Raw genomic sequence first — 14,624 nt, forward strand, 5'->3', positions numbered from 1 at the left:
TACAATCGCTATTTTCTAAAATTTATTGATTAAGGTCAAGTCCTGCACACAAAAAACCGAGTGACGCTATTTTAAATCGTTCACTCGGTTTTAAATCCTGTTGTTTAATTGCATTTTATGGTTGTTGCTCTAAAACTTCTCTTTCAATATGTTGCGCGATACCTGGCTCTAACAATTCAAGAGCTTGTTCTGAAATCTCACTTGAACGTTTATAACGATTATTTTTAAAGAGCCTTTCTGCTTCGTTAAGACTTTTATCTAAATCGTGATTATCTTTTCGGTAGCGGTTGCCATATTGAATTAAACGTTCAGCATAGACAGCATTGATTAATACATCATTCGCCTCATCTTCAAATTTATTCATTTGAAGAACGACTTTATTCACTTTGTCTTTTAACTGTTGAACATTAATTGGGCGCTCACTAAAGCGTTTGTTAACATCTCTCACTTCGTAATCAATTTCATTTTTCAAAATGATAAAGCGTTCTGGAACACTTGTGAGGTTAGAAGCAAGTAGTCGTCGATAGATTTCTTCCTTTTTACCTTGGACACGTAAAATATGTTCCTCTGCTTCCGCTTCATCTTCACGTAATGAAACTAAGTGATTTTGTAACTTTTCTTGTTTTTCATTAATAACTTCAACGTGGTCTTCGATATATTTCAAGTTATCTTGTACTTCGCTATATCTCACTGCCGATTTAGCCATTTCTGATAAAATCTCATCATAAACTGAAATTAGATTTTGAATTTCATTTTCAAACTGGCGAACACTTTGAACATCGCTCTCATTTATGTAATAGTTTTCGCGCACATATTCTATTTCAGTCTGTAATGTATAGTTCATATCTTTAGCATGAAATAAATCGCTTGTAATACGTTCTTTTGATTCTTCGACTGCATTTTTTGATTTAACTTCATGCTCGATTAAATCATACATTTCATCAAGCTGGTCGTTGATTTCAACGAGTTTATCATTGGCTTCATCAAGTTCTAGTCGGCTTATCATAGGTTCGACAAAGCTCAGCTCAGTTTTCAAACTTTGGAGTGTGCTGTCCACCTTCACATGATCTAAGTCATAACCTTCTACTTTTAAATCACGTACACCATATTTAAGATCTTGAAATTGTCCTGGCAACTCTTTTTGTGCTTCTCTGATTAAATCAGGAATTTCAGCCATATCTTCTTTTAAATAAGAAATATCTTGATCTAATGCTTTAATATGTGAATGGGCTTCTTGATAATTGCCTTCTTCTTTAAGCGATTCATAAACTTCAAATTCAGGTTCAAAAGCTTCAATTTCTTTTTCCAAAAGCCCTGCTGCTTCACCATATTGATGACGATTGGCTAAAACATCTCTTTTTAATTTGCGATGCTCATCTTTCGCTTTCTCATAAATAGTATCGCTTTCTTGATGAGTTTGAAAAACTTTGTCTGCTTTTCCAATCAACTCCTGATGTCTCGCTTCATATTGATCCATTAATGCATGGGCATCATCGATATCAGTTTGAGCCAATGAAAATTTGAATTTATCAAGATTAACTTCCGCTTCATGAATCTTTTCATCTACAGGAACTAAAAATTCAGTCGAACTTTCTGTCCAATTTTGATTTAAAGCATCAAACTGTGTTTTAGTCTCCCCAGATAAATGTAATGTCTGTAATTTTTCTAAACTTTCATCGTAAGACAATGCGTTCAATTTTTCGCGTCGCTCTTCAGCAGACTGAATAATCGACCTTTTATTTGAACGCATATAAAATAAGATTCCGATTGCAATCAAAATAATGATGATAATCGCTAGTATAATATATAGTGCCATGTCCACTCGTCTCCTCCTAAATACATAAAACCATTATAACGTAATTTCATGACGCATTAAAATAAAATCTCAAAATATATAGACATTTTCCAAATTTTTATTTTATTCGTATTAGAAAATTGCGCACTCGCATTGAGATAGCTATAATATTGATAAAATTTGATTGAAAGCGAGTGAAAAAAATGACACAGTCTACTGATTATCAATTGTTATCTAGACAATTGGATGCGCTTCTAGAAGGAGAAACGGATTTAATTGCAAACTTAAGTAATACTTCGGCATTGCTCAATGAAAATTTAGACCAAATCAATTGGATTGGTTTTTATTTAATGAAAGAAGGCGCACTGATTCTCGGACCATTTCAAGGGAAAACGGCATGCGTCCATATAAAAGTGGGACAAGGGGTTTGTGGCACAGCTGTACAAGAAGATAAAACACAACGCGTTGAAGATGTCCATGCTTTTCCAGGACACATTGCATGTGATGCCAATAGCCAGTCAGAAATTGTTATTCCATTGCATAAAAATGGTGAGGTTGTCGGCGTTTTAGATATTGATGCCCCTATTCGAAATCGTTTTAGTGCAGATGATGAAACAGGACTCGAAAACATCGTCCGCGTCTTAGAATCACACTTGTAAATTGATTAAATTTTATGTTTGACATTTCGTATCAAAATGGTACAATGAATTTTGTGTGAATTAACGAAAATAGCAGTTGAATATTAATAGGCACTATAATGTTCCCGAAGCGGACGTGCCGTGTAACCGGAGCTATGAGGCGAGGACACATAAAACATTATATCCTATTGAGCATTCAACACTCTTTTTTGTTTTTTCATAACAACAAAAAAGAAAAAGGAGGAGTCACATTATGGCTCGATTCAGAGGTTCTAGCTGGAAAAAATCTCGTCGTTTAGGTATCTCATTATCAGGTACTGGTAAAGAATTAGAAAAACGTCCTTACGCACCAGGACAACACGGTCCAACTCAACGTAAAAAATTATCTGAGTATGGATTACAATTACGTGAAAAACAAAAATTACGTTATTTATATGGAATGACTGAACGTCAATTCCGTAACACTTTTGAAACTGCTGGTAAACAAGGCGGTATCCATGGTGAAAACTTCATGATCTTACTTGCTAGCCGTTTAGATGCAGTTGTATATGCTTTAGGTTTAGCACGTACACGTCGTCAAGCACGTCAATTAGTTGGTCACGGTCATGTTGAAGTAGATGGTAAACGTGTAGATATTCCATCATATACTTTAAAACCTGGTCAAGTGATTTCAGTACGTGAAAAATCACAAAAACTCGCTATCATCGAAGAATCAGTTGAAATTAACAATTTCGTTCCTGATTACTTAGACTTCGATGCTGATAGCTTAAAAGGTACTTTCGTTCGTCTTCCAGAGCGTAGTGAATTACCTGCAGAAATCAACGAACAATTAATCGTTGAGTACTACTCACGTTAATCGTTAGCTTATATCACACCAAGTATGAATCCATACTTGGTGTTTTTTTATTCAGAGCTTGAGACGACAATTATGACTCCACTTCCCAAGGTGCAAGCCCTAGCCTATAAACTTCAGCTCATCCTGCCCCCTCAAACATCTCTTCATCAATACTTCTTTAAGTGGCACCTCATTTTAAAAGTATGGTTTATTCCCCTCTTCTGTTCCACAATCTTGGGCAATTCAAATTTTCATAAAAGAGAGATAAATTTGTTGTTTACTCATACACGTCCTCGTCAATTGATGCTCTTTTATTATTTCACATCGTTCCTTCTTTAATTTATACTTTGAGATAGAAACATAAACTGAGGAGGTACGATTTATGCAAGTTTTTAATGAGGAAGCAGTTAAAAATGCTTATCATATTGGAGATGCGATTCAAGATATTGAAGCGTTATTTAAAGATATGGAGGGCGTTCGCCAAGCACAAAGAATTGTAATTTCTACTGGTGAAGGTGCCAAATCAATGCTTTATATGCCTTGTATCCACTTGAACAAGCAACTAGGTATTATCAAAATCACTTCTATCACCCCCGAAAATCCAGACCATCATCGTCCAACGACGCAAGGGACAATCATTGTAACGGATTTAAAAACGGGTGAACATGTAGCGAGTATCGATGGAAGTTATTTAACACGTTTAAGAACTGGAGCGTTAAGCGGTATTGCTACGAAATATTTAAGCCGAGAAAATGCACAGACGATTGGCATGATTGGTACAGGTGGCATGGCGTTTGAACAATTAATTGCAAATCTTGAGGTAAGACCCATTCAACGTATTTTGCTTTATAATCAAACCAAAGATAAAGCAGAAGATTTAAAAGCGCGCATTTTGAAAACGTATTCAGATTATGAAGTTGAAATCGTTGATGACGTGGAAACGTTAGTAACACAATCAGATATTATCAATTGTCAAACCTCTTCAGCTGAGCCTGTTTTTGATGCGGATACTGTTAAACCAGGAACACATATTAACGGAATTGGCTCCTATCGTCCAGATATGAAAGAAATTGATAATCGCATCTTACCTAAAGCAGATAAAGTCATCTTTGATGATGTCGAAGGCGTTAAAAAAGAAGCAGGTGAAATCATCGAAGCAAATGAAAAAGGTATTTTTAAATTTGAAGATTATGATGGCGATCTAAAATCATTGTCACTTAATGGTACATTGCAACGCTCAAATGATGAGAGTATCACTGTTTTTAAATGTGTCGGTGCCGCGTACTTTGACCTTGCGGTTGCTTTAGGCGCATATGAACGTCTAACAAAAAATCAATAACTACCGACATTTTCATTTTATCCATGATTAAAAGTACAGGAGAGCAACAAAAGTCAACTCGACCTCTGTCACTCTCCTGTTACTATTTATCTATAAGCATACTCATACTTTAAATAACTCATTAGGCGCATCAGAAATCATCCCATCAACTCCAAGCTGTATCAGTCTTTTTGCATCTTCCATACGATTAACAGTGTAGGGTATAACCTTTAAGTGATGTTGATGTGCTTTTGAAATAAATTTTTTATTTACCAGTTTGAAGTTAGGATTCGCAAAATCTGCAAATTGAGCAAGCTCTTGAAATGATGGTTGTTTTAACCAATACTTCCGCTTACTTAATAACACGCCTAATTGAATGTAAGGCGCTAAGTCATGCAATTTTTGAATACTTTTCTGGTCGAAAGACTGTATGATAATACGATTAAAAGGAAAATTATGATTTTTAATGGTTTGTATGGTTGCTTCTTCAATACCTGGGTACAGATGAGGCTTTTTAATTTCAATCAACAACGTTTTAGAAAAATTTTTAGCAAGTGTCAAGACTTCATCAAACGTCATGATTTCTTCTTTCTTACTCCCCTCTTTCCAACTTCCAAAGTCAAATTCTCGTAATGCATCTAAAGTATAGGATTTAATTTCACCCGTATGATTCGATGTACGATCAATCGTATCATCATGAATAGAGACAAGCACATCGTCTTTTGTCATATGCAAATCAATTTCTAACATTTGAATATGTCTACCAAGTGCCGCTTGATATGCTGATTTCGTATTTTCAGGGTACATTTTTGAAAAACCTCTGTGCGCTACGATTTGAAAATGTTTGGGTGGTTGAATCAATTTCATACAATGAGTCTTCCTTTCAATTCTATCTATATTCTACTACACTTAACTTAACATATTTTTATAAGGAGTGAGACATTTGGCACATCATCAATTTCCAGTACAAGTGAGATGGACTGGTGGACGCGATAGTGTTGGAGAAGTTACAGGGGATTATATCCAACATAAGATTTCTATACCAAGCGAACTTGGAGGCGTCGGTGTTGGCACAAACCCTGATGAACTTTTAGTCAGTGCAGCAGCAAGTTGTATGACAATTTCTTTAGCCGCAACTTTAGAACGTGCGCATCTATCACCGATAGCAATTAATATGCAGAGTTACGGTGAAGCACAATTTGAACAACAACGATTTAAAATGGTCAAAATCGTACATAAACCCGAAATAATTGTTGACCAACTATCTAAAAAAGAGCAAATAAAAAAACGGTTGTCTCAATTGATTAAAATTGCAGATCAAAATTGTATGATTTCAAATAGTGTGAGAGATAACGTCGCGGTTATGACTGAACCAACGATTAAAATCCAACCTTCTAAGTCATCTTCAGATTCTAAAACGTCTATTTAAGAAATTAAAATAGTAAATAAGTTATACAACGGTATGATTAGATAATGTATTACAACTATTAAAACTATATTTTTCAAAACCTCATTTATCCTTGTGGGGATGTGGCAAGAGCTTCCATTTGATCTCATCTCACATCCCCTTTTATTACCAACAATTCCAAAATTTTGTATTGATACCTGTTAATATGTCGGAAAATTTGATAAAATTAGAAAATATTATTAAGGGAGGTTCTCTATGTATACACATCATTCTTTACTATTAACACCCGGCCCTACCCCAGTACCTCATCGCATCCAAGCAAAAATGAACTTACCTATGGTCGGTCACCGGTCAACTGAATTTGAATCCATCGCTGAAGCGGCATTTTCGTCACTTAAGCAAGTGTTCGGAAGCACAAATGACATTATGATCCTAACTTCAAGTGGTACAAGTGCACTTGAAGCAAGCATGTTAAATATTGTAAATCCAGATGATACAGTAGTTGTCATTGTTTCAGGCGCATTTGGTAACCGTTACAAACAAATTGCCGAAACTTATTTTAATCATGTTCACGTCTATGAAGTCAAATGGGGAAAATCATTTGAAGTTGATGGTGTCATCGAATTTATTAAAAATATAGAGACGCCTGTGACTGCCGTTTTTACACAATATTGTGAAACCTCTACCACTGTATTACACCCTGTTGCTGAACTCGGCCATGCCCTTAAAGCACACAATCCAAATTTATACTATGTTGTTGATGGTGTAAGTTGTATCGGTGCAGTCGATGTTGATTTAGCGCGAGATGATATTGATGTCCTCGTTTCAGGAAGCCAAAAAGCGTTAATGTTGCCACCAGGCATTGCTTTTGTTGCTTATAACGATCGCGCATTAGCACGCTTCAAATCAGTAGAAACGCCACGCTTTTATTTGGATTTAGCCAAGCATCACAATGCTCTCGAAAAACATTCCACACCTTTTACGCCTAATGTTTCGACATTTAGAGGGGTCATCGAATTTCAAAAAATGATATCAGAAGAGGGCTTTGACAACGTCATTCGTCGTCATTCTATTATTAGAAATGCTGTACGCGCAGCATTGAAAAAATTAGACTTGTCCCTTTTGGTTGAAGATCAATATGCATCACCAACCGTTACCGCTTTTGTACCTAAAGATGAAGCAGAAGTAAAGCACATTAAGGCACAATTAGCATCACAGTTTAATATTACGATTGCTGGAGGTCAAGGCCATCTAAAAGGAAAGATTTTACGCGTCGGTCATATGGGCTTCATCTCGCCTTTTGATTTATTACCTTTTATTGCAGGCCTAGAATTGATTTTAACAAAATACCGAAACCAATCTTATATCGGTATAGCAACACAAGCATTTTTGGAGGTTGTTCATAATGAAATATAAAGTTTTAGTTGCAGATCCAATCGCAGAAGAAGGTCTTAAAAGTTTAAATGAAAATCCAGATTTTGAAGTGATACATCATACCGCATTGTCTGAAGAGGCATTGATTAATAAAATCAAAGATTACGATGCTTTAATCGTGCGTAGTCAAACAACAGTAACAGATAAGGTATTAAAAGCTGGATCAAGATTAAAAGTGGTCGCTCGTGCTGGTGTAGGTGTTGATAATATTGATATCGATACCGCAACAAAAGAAGGTATTATCATTATCAATGCCCCTGACGGTAACACGATATCCGCTACTGAACATTCAGTCGCAATGTTGTTAAGTATGGCGCGAAATATCCCACAAGCACATCAATCATTAAGTCATGGGACGTGGGATAGAAAAACATTCAGAGGAACAGAATTGTATCGAAAAACACTTGGTGTCATTGGAACAGGTCGCATTGGAACAGGTGTTGCGAAACGATTGCAAAGCTTCGGTATGAAAGTTTTGGCTTATGATCCTTATTTAAGTGAAGAAAAAGCAAAAGAGCTTGAATTTACACGCGCATCAATAGACGAAATCGCACAGCAAGCTGACTTTATTACCGTACATACGCCGCTAACAGAAAAAACAAAGGGTATTATCAATCAATCTTTTTTTGATCAAGCAAAACCGAACCTTCAAATTATTAATGTTGCGCGTGGTGGAATCATTGATGAAAAAGCTTTGATTGAAGCATTGGATGACAATAAAATTATGGCAGCAGCGCTTGATGTTTTTGAAAATGAACCTGCGCATCAATCCGAAGTTGTGAAACATCCAAAAATTATTGTGACCCCTCATTTAGGCGCTTCTACAATCGAGGCACAAGAAAAAGTTGCTGTCTCAGTAGCAGAAGAAATTATCGATATTTTGAAAAATGGGAATGTCAAACATGCAGTTAATGCACCTAAAGGCGTCTTTAATGAAGATGAAGAGTTAAAACCTTTTGTAGAACTTGCCAAAATTACAGGTCAAGTCGGTATTCAAATATTGCCTAAAGCGCCAAGAACACTTAAAATAACATACGCTGGCGATATCGCATTAGACGATACGAGTCTCATTACTCGAAATCTTGTCACTGGCGTTTTACAACAAGATATGGGGGATCATGTCAACTTGATAAACGCTTTAGTTTTACTTAATGAACAAAACGTCACTTATACGATTGAAAAGACGAAAAAGAAAAAAGGTTTTAGCAATTATATTGAGCTTGAATTAATTAATAAAGCGGATAGTTTAAAGATTGGTGCCACAGTTTTAAATGGCTTTGGTCCAAGAATTGTTCGTATTAATGATTATCCTGTTGACTTTAAACCTGAACAGTATCAATTAATTATTAATCACTTTGACCGTCCAGGCATCGTTGGAAAAACAGGTCAAATGCTAGGCGAACACGGTGTCAATATTGCTTCTATGCATTTAGGACGTACTCAACTCGGTGGTGACGCAATGATGATTCTCTCTATTGACCATCCGATCAATGATGATGTGCGAAAAGCCTTACTAGAGATTGACGGCTTTCAAAGTGTGGTTCAAGTTATTTTAGATCCTTACAATTGATAATATCCTTATAAATAAAATTTTGGAGCGTTCGGGACATAAAATCTTTGATAGCCTTGCCTAAATGCACATACATGCATTAGGTATAGTCTCAACTCAATGTTGCCTCGATGTTACAAATGCGAACTTGAGCGCATACGAAGTCAGACAACCACTATGCAAAGAATAAGGCATTACTAAGCGAAGTCATACAATACGACGTCTTATAAAAAGAAGTGTTAAGACGATTTTCTGTTGAAAGTCATCTTAGCGCTTTTTATTTTGAAATCAATGACGCAACCTGCCCTTTCATATGCGCTATAACTTCCTCTATTATCTCGATAGTCATAAGCCAAAAAATTTTATAAAATTTAAAACGAGTCAGGAGAAGTTAACCTGACTCGTTCTTGATTCTTGTGATTATCTAATTAATCTTTGTTATTGTATCTTCAATCGACTTATATCGTATTTTAAGCAATGATTATTAATGTGATGATGTTAATAAATATGGCCGTATATCAAGGACATTGTCAACGAGTATCTCTGCCCCATGTTGTTTGAGTTCATCTGCTGCCTTTTTGCCTTTTAAGCCGGTTAACGTCCCTATAAATCTTGCGTTGAGCACTTTGGCACTCAATAAATCCGCTAAGGAATCACCTACGATTGTGACATAGTCTGGATGCATACGCCCTTCTTGTTGTGTTGCATAGTCAAAATAATTTTCAAGCTGATTCCCTTCATATGTAGTGATATAACTGAAAGGGTTAGGCTTTCCAAGTGGTTTTAAATCAGGGAACATTTTTTCCGCTTCTAATACTTCGCTTGCGGAAACAATATGTTCTGCATCAAATAAATCTAACAAGCCAAGTGCCTCAAAAGGAACAATCGTTTCTGTACGTGGTCGTCCCGTTGCAATTGCAATGAGATAACCTGCTTGTTTCAAATCTGTTAATAATGTTTTAATCGGCTCAATAGGTGCTAGTGCAATTTCGTGGTATATGTATCCTTTTTTATATTGAGTTTTAGGCACTTTATACTCGACTTTTTCGTATAACTCATGACCTAAGTACCATTCTTGATAAAGCTCTTGCGCCAAATGCCACAATGGACTTTTCATATCAAAAAGAGACACTTGATTAGTATTGAGTTGTTTTTTCGCATGACCTTGTAAAGCTTCATAAATATGATTTTTACCAGGCTCAACATTTTCAATAAATTCTAATGGTTGTTTAAAAGAGACGTGGAAATCTGTCTTTATTTTCCCAATAGCACTTAATGTCTCAGCACTCCAAGTCTCAATCTCCAAAAATGCTTCCCTTTCTTTTGGAGCTATTTGTTTAAGATAGTCGATAAGATGAATTGAAAAAACAACAAACAACATATCCCAGTTCGAATTAATACCAAGTGATTTTAATTGATTAAGAATTTGATCATTCCTAAATATGTGAGATCGAATGCTCGATATTGTTTCATCCGTCAATTGACTCAAATCTGTGTTGTGTTCATTTAATCCTAAATATGAAGAATGGTAAAGTAATTCATAGACTGTCAATGCCGAAACATCAAAACAGCGAGATTCATCTAAGAATACACCATCGACATCAAATAATACAGCTTTTACCAATCCTACCCCTCCTCTAACTGAAAATTCTGACAAAAATATTATAACATGATTTTCTTTTAGGAAAATCCCCGTATCTTAATCTGACTATAATTAAACCTGTTAATATACGCTACTTTAAATAGAAACAACAGAAAAGCATCTCTTTATACTTTTCTGTTGAATTTGAAACCTATTTTTGATTAACATATGCGTTTAATTCATCTTGCAATTGTTTCGTACGAGCGCTGATTTGCTGTGTAATATAATCAACCTTTTCTTGGCGATTTAATTCTTTAGGAATATCCGTAGTACTAATCGGTTCACCAAATTTGATATAAGCTTTTTTAGTAAATAACCCTCTAATTTGAGTAGGTCCTACATATGCTGCAGGTAATATAGGCTGTTTAGCAAGCATCGCAATTGTAGAAGCCCCACGTTTTAAAGGCACTTCTTCACTAGTGCGGCGACCAGATGGAAAAATTCCAACCGTTTTATTCTCTTTTAATAATTTTACCGGGATTTTTAACGTGCTCGGTCCAGGATTTTCACGATTAACTGGAAATGCATTTAACTGTGTTAAAAACTTACCAAACCATTTATTTTTAAACAGTTCTTGCTTAGCCATAAAGTGAATCTGATTTGGTAATAAAGCTACACCAAGTAAAATGATTTCATTGTAACTTTCATGATTACACGTCACCACATATTGATTGTTTGCGGGTTGATTTTCTTTTCCTAACACCTCTAAATTTCTCAATACTTTTACAATAATGAAATCAATCACATTACCTATAATTTTATATAACATTCTCACACCTGCTTTATCATTTTTTAACCCTTTAAATTCTATCATTTCGATTGTGATTCAACAACCATTCCATAAGATACATCTAAAGTCTGATAACATCATACTGGTAATATAGATTGAAAACAATCATAATATGAATTAAAGGAGGAATTTTATGCGAGATTTTGATAATGAACAACAAACTCATGGGACACCACATGAAAACGACAATCTAAATCAAAGAAGCAGTGATCAACGCTTCTCTTCAACTCACAGTTATAATCCACCTCCTCCACGAAAACCGAAACTGCCTTGGCTCAAAATCGTTTTGATTTCTTTAATCGCAGGATTGTTAGGTGGTTTAATAGTATTAGGCGTGGCAGGACTTTTTTCAAACGGTTCACTATTTGAAGGACATAATGGATCGCAAGTGAATGTGGCCAAAAACGATAATGGTGGCAATATGTTAGATGGAAAGAGCAACAAATACAAATCTGTGAATGAAATGATAAAAGATCAATCACCTGCAATTGTAGGTGTGATCAATGAACAGCAAGCACAAAGTCTTGAAGATCTGTTAAGAGGTAAATCGACTAAGGCCGAACCGACAGGAATTGGTTCAGGTGTCATTTATCAAAAAAATAATGGGGATGCATTTATTGTCACTAATAATCACGTGATTGAGGGTGCTTCTTCAATTAAAGTGCAATTACATAATTCTAAACAAGTAGATGCTAAATTAGTTGGAACAGACCCATTAACTGACATTGCTGTGCTTAAAATTAAAGACCGAGATGATATTAAGGCAATCACTTTCGCTGATTCATCAAAAGTTAAAACTGGGGATAGCGTGTTTGCAATGGGTAACCCATTAGGCTTAGAATTTTCAAACACAGTCACTTCAGGTATTATTTCTGCAAATGAACGAACAATTGAAGCTAACACTTCGGCAGGACCCAATAAAGTTACAGTGCTTCAAACAGATGCGGCGATAAATCCTGGTAACTCTGGTGGTGCACTGGTCGATATTAACGGAAACTTAGTCGGCATTAATTCGATGAAAATTTCTGCACCTCAAGTTGAAGGCATTGGCTTTGCAATCCCAAGTAATGAAGTGAAACTTGTGATTGAAGAATTGGTTAAGCATGGCGAAGTGAAACGACCATCTATTGGTATTGGTATGATTAATATTTCAGAAATACCTCAACAATATCGCAATGGTATCCACTCTGATTCTGGTATTTATGTTGCTGAAGTTCAACGTCGTGATATTGACGTCAAAAAAGGCGATATCATTACAGGAATTGATGGCAAAAAGGTAGATAGTGATACAGATTTAAGATCCTATCTGTATAAAAACAAAAAACCAGGCGAACATATCACATTAAAAATCAATCGTGACGGCAAAACAAAAGATGTGGATGTTAAATTATCTGAGTCAAATAAAACTTCATAAATGAGCAATACCCAGTCTTAACAAAAGGGCTTGGTGTAAAAATAGCTTAATCATCGGCTTCATCCGAGGTTTTCGTAAAACATCACGTAAATCTCGGATTTTTTCTTGAATACTTCTCTATTGATTTTTAAGTTTAATCAAACTTCCTACCCAGAGGATTGAAATGATACAAGCATTGAAGTTGTCTCTCTAAGAAGACCAATCATCCCATTCAACCCAGTAGAAATCAAAAAAGCTCTAAGACGGTTTTTATTAACAATCATCTTAGAGCTATTGAATTTGGATTTTATATCCAAACGCTTATTTATAATGCATCACATAAAAGGCAATTAATAACGGTAGTCATTAGTGAATAATTAGCCTATTTATTTGATCTCAATTATTCAAAATTTACCATAAAGTATTTTTTCTTACCACGGCGAATGATTGTAAATGTATCCTCGTAACGATCTGATTCAGATAATGTATAATCTAAAGATTGCTGTCTTTCGCCATTAATGTAAATTGCACCATTATTAACATCTTCACGTGCTTGACGCTTAGATGGTGAAATTTTAGTTTCTACAAGAGCGTCCACAATGTTTGTTGTTTCACGAGATAAAGTCACTTGAGGCACATCTTTAAACCCGGCTTTGATTTCTTGTGAAGTTAATGCTTTAAGGTCACCTTTAAATAGGGCTTGAGAAATGCGCTTCGCTTCCTTTAATGCATCCTCACCATGAATAAAACGTGTTACACTTTCAGCTAATGTTGTTTGTGCTTTTCTTAAATGAGGTTCTGTTTGAACAGCAACTTCTAAGTCAGCAATTTCATCTTGAGATAAAAATGTAAAATACTTCAGGAACTTGATGACATCTTCATCAGTAGTGTTAATCCAAAATTGATAAAATTCATATGGGCTTGTTTTTTCTTTATCCAACCATACAGTTCCTGATTCAGATTTACCAAATTTTTTCCCATCTGCTTTAGTGACTAATGGGATTGTAAGGCCATATGCATCATTCACACCAAACATACGACGCATTAATTCAATACCACTTGTAATGTTACCCCATTGATCAGAACCACCAATTTGAATTCGACAGTCATATTCACGGTTTAAATGACCAAAATCAATTGCTTGAAGAATCGTATATGTGAATTCAGTATATGAAATACCACATTCGAGTCGTGATTGGATAGAATCTTTAGCAAGCATGTAATTAACACCCACATGTTTACCGTAATCACGTAAAAATGTTAACAATGAAATTTGTCCTAACCAATCTTTATTATTAACTAAAATGGGACCATTTTCAGTATTGAAATCAAACAATTGCTCCATTTGTTTCTTTATTCCTTGAACATTTCGTTCAACTTGTTCTTCAGTTTGTAATAAACGTTCTTCAGATTTACCAGATGGGTCGCCTACCATACCAGTAGCACCACCGACAAGGACAATCGGTCTATGACCCGCATCTTGAAATCGACGTAAAGTAAGATAAGGTAAGAGATGCCCGATATGCAAACTATCAGCAGTTGGATCTGCACCACAATATAATTTGACTTTCTCTTTATTTAAAAGCGCTTCTATGCCTTCTTCATCTGTTTGTTGATAAATTAAACCTCTCCAGCTTAATTCTTCTAATAATGCATTTGTCATAAATATTACCTCCCTAATTAAAATTATCAAAAATAAAAAGCACCACTTACATGCAAAATGTAAGGGCGCTTTGAAACACGTTACCACCATACTTGGAACTCTTACAATGATACGTTCATTGTCAAACGATGAAATTCAATTAAGAGGTGTATTCATTAA

The 14,624-nt window shown here is 35.4% G+C and carries 12 protein-coding genes; 7 read left to right on the plus strand and 5 right to left on the minus strand.

The features are described 5' to 3' along the window. Positions 1-115: 115 nt before the first annotated feature. Entirely contained in the window at positions 116-1,816 is a 1,701-nt protein-coding gene (ezrA, locus tag C1H58_RS05575; RefSeq protein ID WP_050331953.1) for a septation ring formation regulator EzrA, read from the minus strand. Positions 1,817-1,998: 182 nt separating this feature from the next. Here ezrA and C1H58_RS05580 point away from each other — a divergent pair, with 182 nt between their 5' ends. The 3 genes from C1H58_RS05580 (at position 1,999) to C1H58_RS05590 (ending at position 4,607) form a co-directional block, all read left to right on the plus strand. Next, positions 1,999-2,454 carry a GAF domain-containing protein gene (locus C1H58_RS05580; protein ID WP_165545589.1) on the plus strand — a complete coding sequence of 152 codons (456 nt, stop codon included), beginning with the start codon at positions 1,999-2,001 and terminating at the stop codon, positions 2,452-2,454. A gap of 232 nt (positions 2,455-2,686) precedes the next feature. Next, positions 2,687-3,289 carry a 30S ribosomal protein S4 gene (rpsD, locus tag C1H58_RS05585; protein WP_050330675.1) on the plus strand — a complete coding sequence of 201 codons (603 nt, stop codon included), beginning with the start codon at positions 2,687-2,689 and terminating at the stop codon, positions 3,287-3,289. A 361-nt stretch (positions 3,290-3,650) separates the two neighbouring features. Next, positions 3,651-4,607 (plus strand): ornithine cyclodeaminase family protein, encoded by a 957-nt coding sequence (locus C1H58_RS05590; RefSeq protein ID WP_165545590.1) that lies wholly within the window; start codon positions 3,651-3,653, stop codon positions 4,605-4,607. 102 nt (positions 4,608-4,709) lie between these two features. Here C1H58_RS05590 and C1H58_RS05595 read toward each other — a convergent pair whose 3' ends face one another. Continuing rightward, positions 4,710-5,453: a glycerophosphodiester phosphodiesterase gene (locus C1H58_RS05595; protein WP_165545591.1), complete on the minus strand. Its 744-nt coding sequence runs from the start codon at positions 5,451-5,453 to the stop codon at positions 4,710-4,712. Between the two features lie 76 nt (positions 5,454-5,529). Between C1H58_RS05595 and C1H58_RS05600 the strand changes: the two genes are divergently transcribed. From C1H58_RS05600 to serA, 3 genes are all read left to right on the plus strand, one after another. Then, a complete protein-coding gene (locus C1H58_RS05600) occupies positions 5,530-6,015 on the plus strand; it encodes an SACOL1771 family peroxiredoxin (protein WP_050330672.1) in 486 nt (161 codons plus the stop codon). A 234-nt stretch (positions 6,016-6,249) separates the two neighbouring features. Beyond that, complete coding sequence (locus tag C1H58_RS05605) at positions 6,250-7,410, plus strand: pyridoxal-phosphate-dependent aminotransferase family protein (RefSeq protein ID WP_165545592.1); 1,161 nt, start codon at positions 6,250-6,252, stop codon at positions 7,408-7,410. Then, positions 7,400-8,998 (plus strand): phosphoglycerate dehydrogenase, encoded by a 1,599-nt coding sequence (gene serA / locus C1H58_RS05610; RefSeq protein WP_165545593.1) that lies wholly within the window; start codon positions 7,400-7,402, stop codon positions 8,996-8,998. Before C1H58_RS05605 ends, serA begins: the two co-directional genes overlap by 11 nt. A gap of 463 nt (positions 8,999-9,461) precedes the next feature. Here serA and C1H58_RS05615 read toward each other — a convergent pair whose 3' ends face one another. Beyond that, positions 9,462-10,601: an HAD family hydrolase gene (locus C1H58_RS05615; protein ID WP_165545594.1), complete on the minus strand. Its 1,140-nt coding sequence runs from the start codon at positions 10,599-10,601 to the stop codon at positions 9,462-9,464. Positions 10,602-10,770: 169 nt separating this feature from the next. Further along, positions 10,771-11,388, minus strand: a complete 618-nt coding sequence (locus C1H58_RS05620; RefSeq protein WP_165545595.1) for a lysophospholipid acyltransferase family protein — start codon at positions 11,386-11,388, stop codon at positions 10,771-10,773. Positions 11,389-11,542: 154 nt separating this feature from the next. Between C1H58_RS05620 and C1H58_RS05625 the strand changes: the two genes are divergently transcribed. Beyond that, positions 11,543-12,823, plus strand: coding sequence for a S1C family serine protease (locus C1H58_RS05625; RefSeq protein ID WP_165545596.1), 1,281 nt, complete (start codon positions 11,543-11,545; stop codon positions 12,821-12,823). A gap of 379 nt (positions 12,824-13,202) precedes the next feature. On the opposite strand, the gene tyrS is transcribed toward C1H58_RS05625, so the two are convergent. Beyond that, positions 13,203-14,465, minus strand: a complete 1,263-nt coding sequence (gene tyrS / locus C1H58_RS05630; RefSeq protein WP_165545597.1) for a tyrosine--tRNA ligase — start codon at positions 14,463-14,465, stop codon at positions 13,203-13,205. Between the last annotated feature and the right edge of the window lie 159 nt (positions 14,466-14,624).

This window comes from Staphylococcus sp. 191 (assembly GCF_011174885.1).
Lineage (GTDB): Bacteria > Bacillota > Bacilli > Staphylococcales > Staphylococcaceae > Staphylococcus > Staphylococcus coagulans.

What these genes read in the sequence shown, in the direction of transcription:
- C1H58_RS05595 (WP_165545591.1), bottom strand. Translation starts at nt 5,453, where the DNA reads ATGAAATTGATTCAACCACCCAAACATTTTCAAATCGTAGCGCACAGA.
- ezrA (WP_050331953.1), bottom strand. Translation starts at nt 1,816, where the DNA reads ATGGCACTATATATTATACTAGCGATTATCATCATTATTTTGATTGCA.
- C1H58_RS05625 (WP_165545596.1), top strand. Translation starts at nt 11,543, where the DNA reads ATGCGAGATTTTGATAATGAACAACAAACTCATGGGACACCACATGAA.
- C1H58_RS05590 (WP_165545590.1), top strand. Translation starts at nt 3,651, where the DNA reads ATGCAAGTTTTTAATGAGGAAGCAGTTAAAAATGCTTATCATATTGGA.
- tyrS (WP_165545597.1), bottom strand. Translation starts at nt 14,465, where the DNA reads ATGACAAATGCATTATTAGAAGAATTAAGCTGGAGAGGTTTAATTTAT.
- C1H58_RS05620 (WP_165545595.1), bottom strand. Translation starts at nt 11,388, where the DNA reads ATGTTATATAAAATTATAGGTAATGTGATTGATTTCATTATTGTAAAA.
- C1H58_RS05605 (WP_165545592.1), top strand. Translation starts at nt 6,250, where the DNA reads ATGTATACACATCATTCTTTACTATTAACACCCGGCCCTACCCCAGTA.
- rpsD (WP_050330675.1), top strand. Translation starts at nt 2,687, where the DNA reads ATGGCTCGATTCAGAGGTTCTAGCTGGAAAAAATCTCGTCGTTTAGGT.
- C1H58_RS05580 (WP_165545589.1), top strand. Translation starts at nt 1,999, where the DNA reads ATGACACAGTCTACTGATTATCAATTGTTATCTAGACAATTGGATGCG.
- serA (WP_165545593.1), top strand. Translation starts at nt 7,400, where the DNA reads ATGAAATATAAAGTTTTAGTTGCAGATCCAATCGCAGAAGAAGGTCTT.